Source organism: Bacillus sp. 2175, from assembly GCF_057812155.1.
Window position 1 is genome coordinate 2226612 of sequence record NZ_CM173819.1, and the last position, 18934, is coordinate 2245545.

Below are 18934 nucleotides of genomic sequence, written 5' to 3' on the forward strand. Positions count from 1 at the left end.
TTGGTTTTGTTGAATCCATTCTACCCATGAGTGCTTTTTAGACTCCCGGCCTATAGGCTACACCATCCACCGCTGGACAGTTTTCGTAGTATCGAGATACTTTAACGGTAGCTCTCAGCCGACTTCACCGAGCTTCACACAACTACAGGCTTATCTTTTGTATGCTGCATGTCGGAGTATCAGAGGAAGCCCTTCAAGGCGTTACCCTATCATTTGACTTCTCGAAATAATAGTTCTGCTGAATATTGAATCAGCGCCTAACCTTTTCAGTTAGGAACGTGTCGCACAATCATATGATTCCAGCGCACTTTATAGATTTAGAACACTTCCCGCTTACTCCAAATGGGAAAATTGACCGAAAGGCCTTGCCAGCACCTGATGAGCAAGCTATTGAAGATTTAAATGTGCTACCTCGGACGCCATCGGAAGAGCTTATTGCCTCGGTTTGGAGTCAAGTGTTAGGAACAGAAAATATTGGCATTCAGGATTCCTTCTTTGAACGTGGTGGGCACTCACTACTTGCTACTCAAATTGTCTCTAGATTGCAAGAAATGTTCCAAATTAAAATTCCATTACGTGAACTTTTCAAGCACGATACAGTGGAAGCATTGGCGAAACGAGTGGATCAGTTACGAAAAGAAGATAAAAAACGAGAGGTTGCTCCTCTTGTACCTATGAAACGAGAAGAAGTTATCCCACTTTCCTATGCGCAGAAACGTCTATGGTTTATTGATCAATTAATGCCAAATAGTGCTATGTACAATATTCATGCAGCGTGTCGCTTAACAGGTAAATGGTCAATTGAAGCATTGGAGGTCGGATGGAATCAATTGTTGGAGCGTCATGAATCATTAAGGACGACAATTCTAGAACAAGAGGGTGAACCTTTTCAACAGGTTCAATCTCATGTGTTCAGGCATATTCCTCAAACGAATCTAACAGATCTTTCTTTGGAAGATAGGGAAAGAGAAATGAAACGCCTTATTCAAAACGAGGCGGAGGAACCATTTCATTTTGGACAAGGTCCTCTGATTCGAACACGAATATTGAAAGTGGACAGGGAAGAATGGGTTCTCATTTGTACGATGCATCATATTATTTCAGATGGATGGTCAATGGGAATCTTACTTGAAGAATGGATGGCTTTTTATGAAGGAGCACTAACCGGAAAACCAGTGGAATTGAAGGAGTTATCTATCCAATATGCAGATTTTGTCATGTGGCAGAAGGAATGGCAAAAAGAGGAGAGTTTGAATCAGCATCTTCAATATTGGAAGGAAGAATTATCTGGGGAACTACCGGTTTTACAATTACCGATGGATCGTCCTCGACCTGCAGTTCAAACCCATCGTGGTGCAAGTCAGTCCTTAATAGTGGCGAATTCCTTACAGGAAAAGCTCAAAGATTTAAGTTTGCAAGAAGGATGCACTTTATTTATGACATTGATGGCAGCGTATCAAAGCTTCCTTTCTCGTTATACAGGACAGGACGACATTATAGTTGGAAGCCCCATCGCTAATCGAAATGTGAAAGAGATTGAGGGATTAATAGGATTCTTTGCAAATACGTTAGTTTATCGAGCTGATTTCAGTGGAAATCCGACGTTCCAAGAACTATTGTCGCAGATAAGAAAAAAAGCACTAAAAGCATACGAGTATCAGGACATCCCATTTGAGAAAGTGGTAGAATCCGTAAAACCTGAACGGAATACAAGTCATTCACCAATATTCCAAACTATGTTTACTTTACAGAATACGAAACAAGAGTTTCTTCAGCTATCCGAAAGACAAATGGAACTCATGGAAAGCTATGTTTCTGTTGCCAAATTTGATTTGAGTTTATTTGCTTCTGAGACGGAAGAAGGATTATCACTAACCTTTGAATATAATACTGATTTGTTTAATGATACAACCATTAAACGTATGGTAAATCATTTTGAACATTGGTTAAATCAAATTGCCTCTTATCCAAAATGTTTATTATCAGAATTGAATATGTTATCGAAAGTGGAATATAAGCAACTACTAGAGGAATGGAATGAATCAGCCGTTATAGATATAGAAGATAGTACGATTCATACAATGTTTGAAGAACAAGTGAAAAAAACACCAGAAGCAATTGCAGTAGTGTGCGAAGATGAAGAACTAACATATCGAGAGTTGGACGAACGCTCGAATCAGTTGGCACATTATTTACAAAAAAATGGTGTAACATGCGAAACATTGGTTGGGATTTGCGTTACACGTTCATCCGAGATGATTGTCGGTCTCTTAGGAATTATGAAGGCGGGAGGAGCATATGTCCCAATTGATCCAGCGTATCCGGAAAGTCGACTGCAGTACATTTTAGAAGATGCTCAAATAAAGGTACTGGTGACACAGGAAAAGTTACAACAAAAAATGGTTATACCTACATTCGTTAACGTCATTTGTATTGATCGTAATCGAGCAGAAATAGAACAAGAAGTTACTACGGTATGCACGAGTGAAGTGACGGGTGATAACTTAGCCTATATTATCTATACTTCAGGTTCCACGGGAAATCCAAAGGGAGTAATGATTGAGCACAGGAATACAGTAACAATGATTCATTGGGCGCATCATACGTATTCTCGAAAGGAATTAGCGGGAGTATTAGCTTCAACTTCACTATCTTTTGATTTATCTGTTTTTGAAGTATTTGTTCCCTTAACGATGGGTGGTAAGGTGATTGTCGCTGAAAATGCTCTACATCTAGACAAGTTGTCTACCAAAGGTGTGACTTTGGTTAATACTGTGCCATCGGCAGCAAAGGAACTGGTTCGAGCAAAAACAATTCCTTCTTCAGTAAAGGTAATGAATTTGGCTGGAGAACCGTTACCATATCCGCTTGTTCAAGATTTATACGAGAGAAGTACGATTGAGAAGGTGTTCAACTTATATGGACCGTCTGAAGATACTACGTATTCCACGTATATGGAATTAGAAAAGGGTGTCATGCATAGGGTACCACCAATTGGTAAACCAATCTTCAATACAGAAGTATATGTATTGAGTGCTGAACAAAAAATGGTTCCAATTGGTGTAGTTGGTGAGTTGTACATTGGTGGATCAGGGTTAGCACGTGGATATTTAAAACGCCCTGACTTAACGAAAAATCGATTTATACCGCATCCGTTTAAAGAAGACGAGCGAGTATACCGGACTGGAGATCTAGTAAGGTATTTGCCGGATGGAAATTTGGAGTATGTTGGACGAATTGATCATCAGGTGAAAATTCGTGGGTTCCGGATTGAACTAGGAGAAATCGAAGCGGTATTACAAAAGCATACATTAGTTAACGAAGCTATTGTGATGGTGCGGGAAGATTATCCTGGCGATCCACGTTTGATTGCCTATGTTGTAGGAGACGGGGGTGCTCAAAAGTGGCGTGATTATCTCAAGGACCAACTACCAAATTATATGATTCCATCCTATTTTGTTGGATTAAATGCATTTCCACTCACTCCTAATGGAAAAATTGATAGGAAGGCTTTACCAGCACCAGAGAAGCAGGAGATAGCGAGTTGTTATATTGCTCCTCGTACGTCTACGGAAAAAACAATTGTTTCGATATGGCATGAAGTTTTAGGCATGGAAAACATCGGAATTCAAGATTCGTTTTTTGAAATTGGTGGACATTCATTACTTGCTACGCAAGCTGTTTCCAATCTTAAAGAGGCTTTTGGAATCGAGATATCATTGCATGATTTATTTATGTTTCATACGGTGCAGCAATTGGCAGAACAGATTGATCAATTGCTCGATAACAAAAATCAAGAAATGCAGAATGATAGTAAGGAGAATATAAGCCTTCAAGATTATATTCAAAAAGAAGCAGAAGTGAGTAATGATGAAGAATTACTGGAACTGCTTAAGCAATTAGAAGAGTTATCAGAGGAAGAAGCACAAGGGATATTTGAGAGTAATTTGATTGAGGAAGGGGTAAAAAAATGAGAAGTGATTTACTTGCAAAGCTGAGTTCACTTTCTCCTGAGAAGAGAGCATGGCTTCAGAAGCAAATGCAAAAAAAGGAGAATAAAGAAGCACTCCCGTTGTCTTATGCACAACAACGTTTGTGGTTTATGGACAGATTTAACCCAAACAGTTCTTTATATAATATTCCAACCGTATGGCATCTAAAAGGAAATTGGATACCTGAAGCATTAGAGAAGGGATTCAATCGACTCATTGAACGTCATGAATCATTACGAACTGTTTTTAAAGAAATAGGAGAACAGCCTGTGCAACAAATTGTCGAATTCCTTCCTAGAGCATTACCTGTAAGGGATTACTCTCAACTTCCTCTAGAAGTAAAAGAAAAAGAGGTAGATAGTTTAATTGCGAGAGAAGCGCAAGAACCATTTGATTTAATGAATGGTCCTTTAATTCGTAATCAGCTTGTTCAATTAGAGAAGGATGAATGGTTATTACTGTGTACGATGCATCATATTATTTCTGATGCTTGGTCCATTGGTATATTCATGAATGAATTCCTTGCTTTCTATGAAGAAGAAACGGGCGGAAATCCTGCTAAATTAAGTTCATTATCTATTCAATATGCAGACTTTGCGAAGTGGCAAAAGGGGTGGTTGCAAGGTGATGTGCTAAATCGTCAGCTTACGTATTGGCAGGAAGAATTGTCTGGTGAGCTTCCTATCTTACAACTGCCAGTGGATCGACCTCGACCGGTTAAGCAGACTTACTCTGGGGCTGCGCATCATGTGATTTTTCCTTATAAATTGCTCAGTCAATTGAAGGATATAAGTCGACAAGAAGGATCTACTTTATTTATGACTTTAATGGCCGCATACCAGAGCTTTCTTGCTCGTTATACGGGACAAAAAGATATTCTAGTTGGTAGCCCGATTGCAAATCGGAACCATAAGGGAGTAGAAGGATTAATTGGTTTCTTTGTTAATACGTTGGTTTATCGATCAGATTTGAGTGGCACCCCTACTTTTCGGGAGATTTTGAACCAAACAAAGAAAAAGGCGTTAAAAGCTTACGAATATCAAGATATACCATTTGAAAAAGTGGTAGAAGCTGTGCAACCTGAACGAAGCATGAGTCATTCCCCTATATTTCAGACCATGTTTACGCTACAGAATATAAAACAAGAACGACTAGATTTGCCTGATAGAAGTATTGAAATGGTAGAAAGTAATATGTCTATTGCTAAATTTGATTTGAGCTTAACTGCCTATGAAGTGGAAGAAGGTCTATTCGTCTCATTTGAATACAACACGGATTTATTTGATAGTAGTACCATTGCACGTATGGCAGGACATTTTGAGAACTGGCTAAATGAAATCACGTATCATCCAGATGAATCATATACAAAGCTGTCAATGCTATCGGATACTGAGCAAAATCAACTCCTAGAAGAATGGAATGATACGGACGTAGTTTATGGTCATGATTGTATGATTCATGAGCTATTTGAGCAGCAAGTTGCACGGACGCCTGATGCAGTGGCGGTAGTTTATGAGGGTGGAAAGCTAACGTATCAAGAACTAAATGAAAAATCGAATCAATTGGCACATTTTCTACAAAAACGAGGTATCGGACCTGAATCATTGGTTGGTATATGTATTGAACGTTCTCCTGATATGATTATCGGTCTCTTTGGGATTTTGAAGGCAGGTGGGGCTTATGTCCCACTGGACCCAAGTTATCCTGAAAACCGCCTGAGATATATTTTGGAGAATTCACAAATTCAAGCGCTGTTAACAAAAGAGGCACTACAGGACTGGTTACCTAAAGATATTCAAGCAATTTGTTTAGACCGGGATCAAGTGATGATTTCTAAAGAGAGTAATTTAGCTCCGGTAAGTGGAGTAACAGCAAATAACTTAGCCTATATTATATACACTTCGGGTTCGACGGGAAATCCAAAGGGGGTAATGATTGAACATCATTCCGTTATCAACCGCCTACAGTGGATGCAGAGAAAATACCCATTGTCCGAGGAGGATACAATCCTACAAAAGACACCGTTTTCATTTGATGTTTCTGTATGGGAATTATTTTGGTGGTCATTTGTAGGAGCACGTGTTTGTTTACTTCCACCAGGAGGAGAGAAAGATCCTGCGGTGATTGAGGAGTATATTGAACGATATCGCGTGTCCACCATGCACTTTGTTCCGTCGATGTTATCTACTTTCTTAGATTATATGGAACTATATAATTCGAAAAGGGATGTATCGTCTTTAATTCAAGTTTTTACTAGTGGAGAAGCGTTAAACACTGAGCAGGTTCGCCGGTTTAAGGGGATCTTTTACAATGTTCAGCAAACAAAGTTAATTAACTTGTATGGTCCTACTGAAGCGACTGTGGATGTGACTTATTACGATTGTGATTTAGAAAAAGAAGCAATGCTTATTCCGATTGGTCGTCCGATTGATAATACAGAGTTGTATGTGTTAGATCAATATCAACAAGTGGTCCCGATTGGTGTGGCAGGGGAACTTTACCTTGGAGGAGTAGGATTGGCACGTGGCTACTTCAATCGACCGGATTTAACTGCTGAACGTTTTATTCCGCATCCTTTTAAGGACGGGGAACGATTATATCGAACGGGTGACTTGGTGAGATATATGAATGATCGTAACTTAGAATATATTGGAAGAATAGATAACCAAGTTAAAATTAGAGGATTCCGAATTGAATTGGGAGAAATTGAAGCAGCTTTACATGATCACGCATCTGTAAAAGAGGCAGTCGTGTTGGTAAAGGAAGAACGACCAGGAGATAAGCAGTTAGTAGCTTATGTAGTGGGTGAAGGGGATGCTGGAGAATGGCGTGAATATCTCAAGAAGCAATTACCACATTATATGGTTCCGGCATACTTTTTCCAAATTGAAGGTATGCCACTCACTCCAAATGGTAAAGTGAATCGGAAAGCATTATTGGAATTAGAAGAACAGTTCATAAGTGAAGATATTACTTCATCACGAACACCAGTGGAGGAGCTCATCGTTTCCGTTTGGAGCCAAGTGTTAGGAATAAAAAATATTAGTGTTCAGGATTCCTTTTTTGAAATCGGTGGTCATTCACTACTAGCTACTCAAGTAGTGTCACGTTTACAGAGAATTTTTCAAATCGAATTACCAGTACGTGAACTATTTGAATATACAACGGTGGAGTCACTGGCAAAGCGATTAGAACAGTTACGTAAAGGAGATAAAAAACGAGAGATTCCGCCACTAATACCAATGAAACGAGGAGATGCTATTCCACTATCTTATGCCCAACAACGTTTATGGTTTATTGATCAATTTACACCTAATAGTGCCCTTTACAATATGCCAATGGTATGCCGTCTTACAGGGAATTGGCTACTTGAAGCATTGGAAACGGGATGGAATCAACTAATAGAACGTCATGAATCACTGCGGACGGTCTTTCAAGAGGTGAATAGTCAACCCGTACAGCAAATTGAACCGTATGCTTTTCAATCAATTCCGAAAACGGATTTAACTATGCTTTCTTCTGAAGATCAAGAAGAAGAAGTTAAACGTTTAATTCAACAAGAAACAGAAGTACCATTTGATTTAACAGAGGGTCCATTAATCAGGACAAGTATTTTGCACGTGGGAGAGGAAGAATGGATACTCCTTTGTACTCTACATCATATCATTTCAGATGGATGGTCAATGGGAATCCTACTTGAAGAATGGATGGCATTTTATGAGAAAGCAACGGATGGAAAGGTAGCGGAACTTGAACCATTACCGGTTCAATATGCCGACTTTGCTCAGTGGCAAAAAGGATGGTTAAAGGAGGAGGTGCTTGATCAACAACTCCAATATTGGAGGGAAGAATTGTCTGGGGAGCTTCCTGTACTCCAACTTCCTGTGGATCGCCCGCGTCCCGCAATACAAACTCATCACGGGTCGACATACACTATGGTTCTGCCAAGCACGCTACATGATAAATTGAATGAACTTAGTCGAAAAGAAGGGGCTACGCTCTTCATGACGCTTTTAGCTGCATATCAAAGCTTTCTATCTCGTTATACGGGACAAGAAGATATTCTGGTCGGAAGCCCAATTGCGAATCGGAATTATAGAGAAATTGAAGGACTAATTGGTTTCTTCGTTAACACGCTGGTTTATCGAGCTAATTTGAGTGGTAGACCGACATTTCAAGATGTACTGTATCAGGTTCGTCAAAAGGCATTGAAGGCGTATGAATATCAAGATATTCCATTTGAAAAAATTGTAGAAGTTGTGCAACCGGAGCGAAGTACAAGTCATTCGCCAATTTTCCAGACTATGTTCATCTTGCAAAATATGAAACAAGGGTTACCGGTGTTATCTAGTAGAAGTATTGAAATGATAGAAAGCCATAGTCCAATTGCAAAGTTTGATTTAAGTGTAATGGCAGTTGAGACGGAAGAGGGATTACTTTTTACTTTTGAGTACAATAAGGATTTATTCAATGCTACTACTATTGAACGGATGGCAGGACACTTTGAGAAATGGCTACATGAAGTTTCTCATCGCCCACAAAATCCGTTGCATGATCTGAGCATGCTATCAGAACCCGAGCGTACTTTGTTATTAGAAACATGGAATGACACTGTAATAGAAATGTCTCATCAGGGTCTTATTTGCGACAAATTTGAGGAGCAAGTAGCAAGGCGTCCTGATGCGATTGCGATAGTTGATCAAACAAAACAGTGGACTTATGGTGAACTGGATACACAAGCAAATCAGTTGGCAAATGTTTTACAGCGAAAGGGAGTAGCCCCAGAGTCAGTGGTAGGGGTTTATCTTCCGAGGTCAGCTGAGCTAATGGTAAGTTTACTAGGCATTTTAAAAGCTGGTGGAGCTTATGTCGTTTTAGATCCGTTGTATCCAAAATCAAGGTTAGAATACATGATTGAAGATGCAGGGATTCAATTTGTAGTGACGGCGGAAGGACAAGAAGGCCATTTCGCACACGTCGAAATGGTGAGGTTAGAAGAATTAACGGTGGAAAGCGTAATCGCACCTACACGTCAAATAAATCCAGAGAACTTAGCCTATATTGTTTATACCTCTGGTTCTACAGGAAAACCGAAGGGTGTCATGGTTGAATATCGCTCATTAATGAATATGGTTTCTTGGCATCAGGAAGTTTATCATATTTCAGCAGAGGATCGTGCGACTCAGATTGCAGGGGTTGCTTTTGATTCGGCTGTGCAGGAGATTTGGCCGTATCTAACTGCTGGCGCAGCACTCTACTTGTCAACAGAGGAACTGAGAATTAATCCAGAAGCACTAAGGGACTGGCTCATTGATTCACGAATAACAGCTAGCTTTGCACCTACGCCTATTCTGGAAAGGCTCTTGAAATTATCTTGGCCAGATAAAACGGATCTTCGTTTTATCATTACTGGTGGGGATCAATTAACGCAGTACCCATCTAACGATATTCCTTTTGCGGTAATTAATCAGTATGGTCCATCGGAAAATACCGTTGTTACCACAGATTGTTATGTACCTGTAGGAGTGACAACAGGTACGCCATCGATTGGTCGACCGATTGCAAATACAGAAGTTTATGTGTTAGATTCTCATCTTCAGCTAGTACCAATTGGCGTAATTGGAGATCTCTATATTGGAGGGAAGAGTCTTGCACGTGGATATGCTAATCGTCCGGATCTTACAAAGGAAAAATTTATTCCACATCCTTTCAAGTCAGGAGAACGTCTCTATTATACAGGAGACAAAGCAAGTTATCTTTCTGATGGTAATCTCCAGTTCCATGGACGTATAGATGACCAAGTAAAAATTCGTGGTTTCCGGATTGAATTGGGAGAAATAGAAGCTGTTTTGCAGGCACATTCTTCTGTGAAAGAAGCAGTTGTATTGGTACGAGAGGATAATCAAGGTGATAAGAGATTAGTAGCTTATGTAGTTGGTGAAGGAAGTGTCCATGAATGGCGAGAACATCTACAAACACATTTACCAAATTACATGGTTCCAACAAACTTTATTGAGATGGAATTTTTACCACTTACACCGAATGGAAAACTTGATTTGAAGGCATTGCCTATACTTAGTGAACAATCCGCTGAAAATACTGTATACCCAAGAACTCCGCTGGAAGAACTTATCGCTTCAGTGTGGAGTCAAGTGCTAGGAATAGGAGACATTGGTGTTCAGGATTCTTTCTTTGAGCTTGGTGGTCACTCTCTACTTGCTACACAAGTGGTCTCGCGCTTACAGGAAGTCTTTCAAATCAAATTGCCAGTACGTGAACTGTTCGAATATTCAACGATCGAGGCATTAGCGAAACGAATGGATCAGTTACGTAAGGGGAATGAAAAACGAGAAATTCCACCATTGGTGCCGATGGAACGTGGAAATAATATTCCACTATCTTATGCCCAACAGCGCTTATGGTTTATTGATCAATTTGCACCTAATAGTGCCCTTTATAATATGCCAATGGCATGCCGCCTTACAGGGAATTGGTTACCTGAAGCATTGGAATTGGGATGGAATCAGTTGATAGAGCGTCATGAATCTTTGCGGACTGTATTTTATGAAGAGGATGGCCATCCTGTGCAGCAGATTCAACCGTACGTTTTCCGTCCGCTTCTGCAAATGGACTTAACTAAGCTTTCATTAGAGGAGCGAGAAAGAAAGCTGGAGCAATGGATTCAAACTGAAGTCGAATCTCCATTTGATTTAGAACAAGGGCCATTATTCCGTGGGAAACTCATAAGAATTTCAGAAGAAGAATGGGTTCTTCTGTGTAATATGCATCATATTATCTCGGATGGGTGGTCGATGGAAATCTTGCTTCAAGAATGGATGGCATTTTATGAGAATGCGATTGGTGAAAAACAAGCAGAGCTGGAACCACTACCAGTTCAATATGCCGATTTTGCTCAGTGGCAAAGAGACTGGTTGAAAGATGAAGTACTATATCAACAGCTTGCATATTGGAAGGAAGAATTATCTGGTGAGTTACCAGTCTTAATGTTGCCAATGGATCGTCCGCGTCCGCCAGTGCAAACCCATCATGGATTAACTCATAATGTTTTGTTGTCACGCTCATTACTGGATAAATTAAACGAACTAAGTCGTCAAGAAGGGGCCACACTTTTCATGACCTTATTGGCATCGTATCAAAGTTTCCTTGCTCGTTATACGGGACAAACGGATATTATTGTTGGTAGCCCAATTGCAAATCGAAATTATCGAGAAATTGAGGGGCTGATTGGTTTCTTTGTCAACACTTTGGTTTATCGAGCTGATTTAAGTAATGCACCGGCATTTCAAGAGTTGTTATCTCAAGTACGGATAAAAGCATTGAAGGCGTATGAGTATCAAGATGTTCCGTTTGAGAAAATTGTAGAGGTTATCCAACCTGAACGAAATACAAGCCATTCTCCGATTTTTCAAACCATGTTTACTTTGCAAAATACGGGACAGAAGCTACCAGAATTACATGGAAGAAATATAGAAGTAATGGAAAGTAATGCTCCGATCGCTAAGTTTGATTTAAGTTTAACTGCTGCAGAAGTGGAAGAGGGTTTATTACTTACTTTTGTTTATAGAACTGATTTATTTGACAGCTTAACTATTGAATCCATGGCTGAACATTTTGGGAACTGGTTGAATGTAATCGTGGAGAATCCTGATAAATCATTAGCTAAGTTGCCTATATTATCAGGATTACAGCAAAAACAGTTGGAAGAGTGGAATAATGGTGCTGTAGCATATCCACAGGAAAGTACAATTCATCAGCTGTTTGAAGAGCAAGTAAATCGTACACCTGATGCGGTAGCAGTGGTAGATGAAAAACAGCAGTTAACGTATCGAGAGCTGAATGAAAAAGCTAATCAATTGGCCCACTATCTTCAGCAATGCGGAATTGGGAATGAATCATTGGTTGGACTTTGCTTTGAGCGTTCAATTGAGATGGTTGTTAGTATTATGGGGATTTGGAAGGCTGGAGCAGCCTATGTTCCATTAGACCCATCATATCCAGAAAGTCGCCTACGATATATTTTGGAGGACACTGGAATTCAAGTATTAGTTACGAACGAGTCATTGAAAGATTGGATACCTAAAGAAATCAAGATAGTTTGTCTAGATAGGGATCAAACAATGATTTCGCAAGAAAGCATTCTTTCACCAAAATGTGAAGTAACAGGAGAAAACCTAGCGTATGTTATCTATACTTCGGGATCGACAGGGAACCCAAAGGGTGTCTTGATACAGCATCATTCTGTAATAAACTTGTCGCATGGTTTACAAAAAGAGGTTTTCGAAGATGAGATACCATCTAACATGCATGTCGGTTTAAATGCGTCAATTGCCTTTGATGCATCTATTCAGCAATTACAAATGCTGCTTTATGGTTCAAGTTTGTATATTATTCCAAGCGAAGTACGAAGTGATCCGGAGCAGTTTGTAGCTTATATTAGGGAGAACAAGTTAGAAATCTTTGATATAACACCTTCATTGCTTCAATTACTTATAGATGTCGGATTGTTAGAAACGTGCGATGGCGTTCATGTTCCAAGTAAGGTACTGGTTGGTGGTGAAGCAATTATGCCGTCATTATGGGAACAGCTAGTAGAGACTGATAAAATCCAGTTTTATAATGTATATGGTCCTACAGAATGTACGGTTGATGCAACATGCTATCATATCAAGAAAGATAGTAAGAGAGTAACAATTGGACGTCCATTGCCTAACATCCAAACTTATGTATTAGATAGAAATAGGTTGCCAGTTCCAGTTGGTGTAATGGGGGAACTTTATATCGGAGGAGCAGGTCTAGCAAGGGGGTACTTGAATCGTCCAGAGTTAACATCCGAACGATTTATTTCTCATCCATTCAAAGAAGGCGAGAGGTTATATAGAACAGGTGATCTTGTGAGATATCTTCCTGATGGTAATATAGACTACTTAGGAAGAATGGATAATCAAGTGAAGATTAGAGGATTTCGAATTGAACTTGGAGAGATTGAGTCGACTTTACAAGAGCATGACTTAGTAAAAGAGGCAGTTGTAATGGTTAGGGAAAATCAGTCGGGAGATAAGAGGCTGGTAGCTTATGTAGTGGGCGAAGGCAGTTTAGAAGAATGGCGAGAGTATCTTAAAACAAAACTGCCAATCCATATGATACCTTCCTACTTTGTCGAAATGAAAGAATTACCGCTAACCATAAATGGAAAGATTGATCGGAAATCGTTACCTATACCAGATTATCAAGGAACACAAGAAGGATACGTGGCCCCAAGAAATGAACGTGAACATAAGCTTTCTATCATTTGGGAACGTGTGCTAGGTTCAAAACGTATTGGTATGAATGATAACTTCTTTGAAATTGGTGGAGATTCAATTCTTAGCATTCAGATTGTCTCGCGCGCGAAGCAAGTTGGTTTACAATTGACACCAAAACAAATATTTGAACACCAAACAATTGCTGAGTTGGCGCAAGTAGTCAAAGAAGAACAAGGTGTACAAGCTGAACAGGGAATTATAACTGGAGAGACGATACTTACACCTATTCAGCAAAGGTTTTTTGCACAAAATCATCCTAACCCACATCATTGGAATCAATCCATGTTCTTTAGAACGAAAGAGAAATTGGACATAGGATCACTGGAAAAGGCGGCAGGTAACCTTCTACTTCATCATGATGCTCTGCGTTTAAGATATGAACGTTTACCTAATGGGGTTTGGAAACAGTGGAATGAAGGAATAGAAGAACAATTGATGCTTACTGTCATTTCATTAGACGAAGTGCCGGAAGCTAATTGGCATCAGGTTATTCAAAAAGAGATTAATATTGCACAAGAAAGTTTGAATTTACATGATGGTCCGCTAATGAGAATGGTGTATTTTGATGAAGGTGAGCACGCTGGCCGATTATTTTGGACAATTCATCATTTAGCCGTGGATGGTGTTTCTTGGCGAATTTTATTGGAAGATTTGCAAACAGCATATACGCAAGTAGTCCAAGGGCAGAAAATTCAATTACCTATGAAGAGTACATCTTTTAAAGAATGGTCGGAGAAATTACATCATTACGCTGAAACTGGCCTATCAAAAGAAGTGCTACATTACTGGGAGGAGCAGGCTGAACAAGACGTAGTTAAATTGCCGGTAGATGGTACTATAAGTAATCCAGTAAGCGCAGTAACTGAGGAAATTACTGTGGTGTTAAATGAGAATGAGACCCGTATGTTATTGCAAGAGACTTTAAGCACTCACCGTGTCCAAATCAATGAAGTATTATTAGCAGCATTAGTACAAGCTACGGCAGCATGTACGGGGCAGCCGATATTGAGCGTAGATTTAGAGGGACATGGTCGAGAAGAGATTATTGAAGATGTTGATTTATCGAGAACTGTGGGATGGTTTACAAGTATTTACCCAGTTCATTTAAATATTACTAGTGCTAATACGCCAATTGAAGCATTAAAAGCAGTTAAAGAACAAGTTCGCAAAATTCCTAATAAGGGTGTTGATTATGGGGTGTTGCGTTACATGAACGCAACAATGTGTGAGCAATTAAGCTCCCAATATACACCGTCTATTAGTTTTAACTATCTTGGACAATTTGACCAAATGTTTTCTAGCGATGCAATGTTTATTCCGGAGAACGAATTTAAGCGTTTAGATCATGCTGCCGGTTCCAAGCGATCGCATGTAATTGATGTAATTGGGGTTGTAACGGATGGAAAACTTCAGTTCACTTGGGTATACAATGTTGGACAATTTTCCAAATCAACGATTCAAAGTATTGCACAGAATATGCTATATCAACTGAGTACATTGATTCAATTTTCAGATAGAGAATCTGCACTGACCATTTCGGATTTTGCAATGGCTAATCTTAGCCAAGAAGGTTTGACAAATGTACTAAACAAAATGCATCGCGGAAAGAACAATCAGATTACTGATTTATATCCACTATCACCTTTGCAAGAAGGTATGATTTTCCACACATTGCATGACCAAGGGGATGAACATGTTGCACCGTATATAGTGCAATTGAGTTTTATGATTCGAGGAAAAATGAATATTCCTACATTTGAGCAGGCGTGGAAATCTGTAATTCAGCGGCATGAAATTTTTCGTACAGGATTTGTATGGGACGAAATTGAAGAACCTGTACAAGTGGTGTATGAAAATATCCCATTTAAAGTGAATAAAGAAGACTGGCGTACAATGACAAGTGAAGAGATAGAGGAAAAAAGAAAAGTCTTTTTGGCATTAGATCGAAAACAAGCCTTCCAATTTGATGAAGCACCATTGATGCGGGTAACAGTCATTCAAGAAGGTGAGGAAGAATATCGGATTGTTTGGACCCATCACCATATTTTACTGGATGGATGGAGTTTACCATTAGTATTTAATGAATTACTTACAGTCTATCAGAAGAGAATGAATGGAGAAGCTGTGAAGTTACCTAAGTCCTCACCATATAAGAAATATATCCAATGGTTAAGAGAGCAAGATAAGGAGCAGGCGGAACAATTCTGGAGAGAGAAGCTAAAAGGTTTTACTGCGCCAACTTTGCTGGGCTTAGAAAGTAAAGAGGAAGAAAAAGGTTACACAGAGAAGGTTACGTATTTATCAGAAGAGCAGACTCAAGCGTTACAAGGATGGGCGAAACGCAATAAACTTACTTTGAGTACAGTAATTCAAGGTGCATGGGCATATCTCATGAGCCGATATAGTGGAGAAAATGACATTGTTTTTGGTGTAACAAGCTCAGGACGTTCTACGGAGATTATTGATGTTGAAAACATCGTAGGTCCTTTCATTACAACGTCACCGACGCGAATTCAATTGATGGATGATATAAAATTAATAGATTGGTTGCAGAAGATACAAGAGGGAGAGATAGAAAGAAGACAATATGAGTATGCTTCTTTGACAGAGATTCAGGGGTGGAGTGAAGTTCCTAGAGGAATACCGCTGTTCAATAGTTTATATGTGTTTGAAAATTATCCAGTGAAAGAGGAGTCTTCAGAAAATCTGGAAATTGGTGAATTGGAAGGGGTAGAACAAACCCACTACCCATTAGGGTTAGCTGTAGTTCCAGGAATCCAGTTATCGTTAAAGTTAATGTATGACCGTAGTAAGTTTAATAGAGTAACCATTGAACGAATGCTGGGTCATTTACACAAAGTGTTAATGCAAATGCTCAAAAACATTGATCAAAATCTATCGGAGCTAGTATATATTACGGAAGCTGAACAAAGAAAGCTATTGGAAGAATGGAATAATAATACTATATCCTATCCACGTGAGAATGCAATTCATCAACTATTCGAAGAGCAAGTAAATCGTACGCCTGACGCGTTGGCAGTGGTAGATGAAAAACAGCAACTAACATATCGAGAGCTGAATGAAAGAGCTAATCAATTAGCCCATCATTTACAGAAATGTGGAATTGGGACAGAGTCATTAGTTGGCCTTTGCTTTGAGCGTTCAGTTGAGATGGTTGTTGGTCTCATGGGAATTTGGAAGGCTGGAGCAGCCTATGTTCCATTAGATCCATCGAATCCGGAAAGCCGCCTACAATATATTTTAGAAGACACAGGAATTAAAGTGTTAGTTACAAATGAAGTATTACTAGGCTGGATTCCTAAAGACATTAAGACAGTTTGCCTAGATAGGGACCAAGCAATGCTTTCTCAAGAAAGCAAACTTTCACCAATATGTGAGGTAACAGGGGAAAACTTAGCGTATGTTATCTACACTTCTGGTTCGACAGGGAATCCAAAGGGAGCTTTAGTACAGCACCATTCTGTAATAAACCTATCATATGGTTTACAAAAAGAAGTTTTCTCACATGAGATACCTAGTAATATGCGCGTCGGTTTGAATGCATCAATTGCCTTTGATGTATCTATTCAGCAATTACAAATGCTGCTTTATGGTTCAAGTTTATATATTATTCCAAGTGAAGTTCGCACTAACCCAGAACAATTTGTGTCCTATATTAGGGAGAATAAATTGGAAATGTTTGATATGACACCTTCATTACTTCAATTACTAATAGATGGAGGATTGCTAGAAATAAGTGCTGATGTTCATGTACCAAGCAAGATATTGGTCGGTGGTGAAGCAATCATGCCGTCATTATGGGAACAGCTAGTAGAGACTGAAAAGATTGATTTTTATAACGTATACGGTCCTACAGAATGTACGGTTGATGCAACATGCTATCATATCAAAAAAGATAGTAAGAGAGTAACAATTGGACGTCCATTGCCGAACGTTCAAACTTATGTATTGGATAAAAATTTGTTACCTGTTCCAGTTGGTGTAACAGGTGAGCTATATATTGGGGGTGCAGGTATAGCGAGAGAATACTTGAATCGCCCAGAATTAACAGCAGAGCGATTCATCTGTCATCCATTTAATGAAGAAGAGCGTTTATATCGTACGGGAGATTTGGTTCGTTATTTACCTGATGGTAATTTAGATTACTTGAGAAGAATTGATAATCAAGTGAAAATTAGGGGCTTTCGTATTGAACTTGAAGAGATTGAAGCGAGTATAGAGAGGCATCCATTGGTAAAAGAAGCAGTAGTTTTGGCAACAGAGGATAAATTAGGAGAGCAGAGATTGGTTGCTTATGTAGTTGGAGATGGTAGTATGCATGAGTGGCGTGAGTATCTCAAGACACAAGTACCAAATTATATGGTTCCCGCACACTTTATTAAGGTAGACGAGATTCCTCTTACAACGAATGGCAAAGTTGATCGAAAGGCATTGAACAATTTAACTATTCATAGAGAAAATAACTTCTCTACACCAATCATTCCAAGGGATGAAATTGAATATCAGTTGATTAAAATCTGGCAGGATGTGTTACAGATAGAAGATGTCTATGTAAATGATGATTTCTTTAATAGAGGAGGACACTCTCTCCTTGTAATTAAATTAGTTTCAAAAATTAGGGAGAAGTTTGGAAAAGAGATTAAGGTTTCAACATTGATTAAGAATCCAACATTGGAAGGAATCGCATGCCTTATTCGTGATAAGCATGATATGACGAAATCAGTAGCAGCGCTAGTTCCACTACAAGAATCAGAAAAAAGCCCTTTCTTCTGTGTTCATCCGTTTATGGGGAATGTATTCTGTTACATTCAACTAGCAAGATTACTTAAGAACCATTGTTCATTTTATGGTTTACAGAATCCTCTTATAGAAAAGGAAGAAATTGATGAATTGACCTTGCCGGAACTAATTCAACTTTACATTGAAGAAATCAAACGTGTTCAGCCAGAAGGCCCATATCGTCTTGGAGGATGGTCTTTAGGCGGTGCAATTGCTTATGAAATCGCAACTGTGCTAAAGAATCAAGGTGAGGAAGTTGAGTTGTTGATACTAATGGATACTAAAGTACCTTCAGAGCAAGATCGTAAAACAAGGGAGGATATGCTCTCATATATATCTGAACATTTCATTCCTAGAGATCTTACTGAGCAGGAAGAAGGGCTCGTTCATAAGCAAGATATGCTTGTGGAGCGATTAATTATGGAAGGAGTACTCCCGCCTGATGCAAATCTTATGAATTTGAAGCAAGTTATCAATGCTCATAGGAAATGCCTGAACTTAATGGCAGAGAATGATTTGATACCATACTTTGGAGAAGTTATCTACTTTAGTGCTGAGGAAGGAAAAGAGTTGTTTACAGATTGGGGACCTTTATTAAAAGGAAGAGTAAATAGGTATTCAGTCCCTGGATCACATGAGGAAATAGTAGACTTCCCCGCAGTTGAAAAGATAGTTAAGTACCTATTAAATGAATTTGAAGGGATAAAAGAAACATCCCTTTCATTAACTGAAAAGTAGAGAGTGCAAAAGATGCAACGCTATGAATGAAAAGGGGAGACCAATAACTGCAAATAAAGTGTAGGCAATAATGAATATATC

At 39.2% G+C, this 18934-nt stretch carries 1 protein-coding gene and 1 pseudogene; both read left to right on the plus strand.

Annotation, left to right across the window (positions count from 1 at the left end; genetic code table 11):
* Positions 1-281: 281 nt before the first annotated feature.
* Positions 282-3974: pseudogene (locus ACXKY9_RS11800) on the plus strand (amino acid adenylation domain-containing protein); the annotation flags it as partial.
* Positions 3971-18853, plus strand: a complete 14883-nt coding sequence (locus ACXKY9_RS11805) for a non-ribosomal peptide synthetase (RefSeq protein ID WP_001255746.1) — start codon at positions 3971-3973, stop codon at positions 18851-18853. The pseudogene ACXKY9_RS11800 and the gene ACXKY9_RS11805, both read left to right, overlap by 4 nt.
* Positions 18854-18934: the final 81 nt, after the last annotated feature.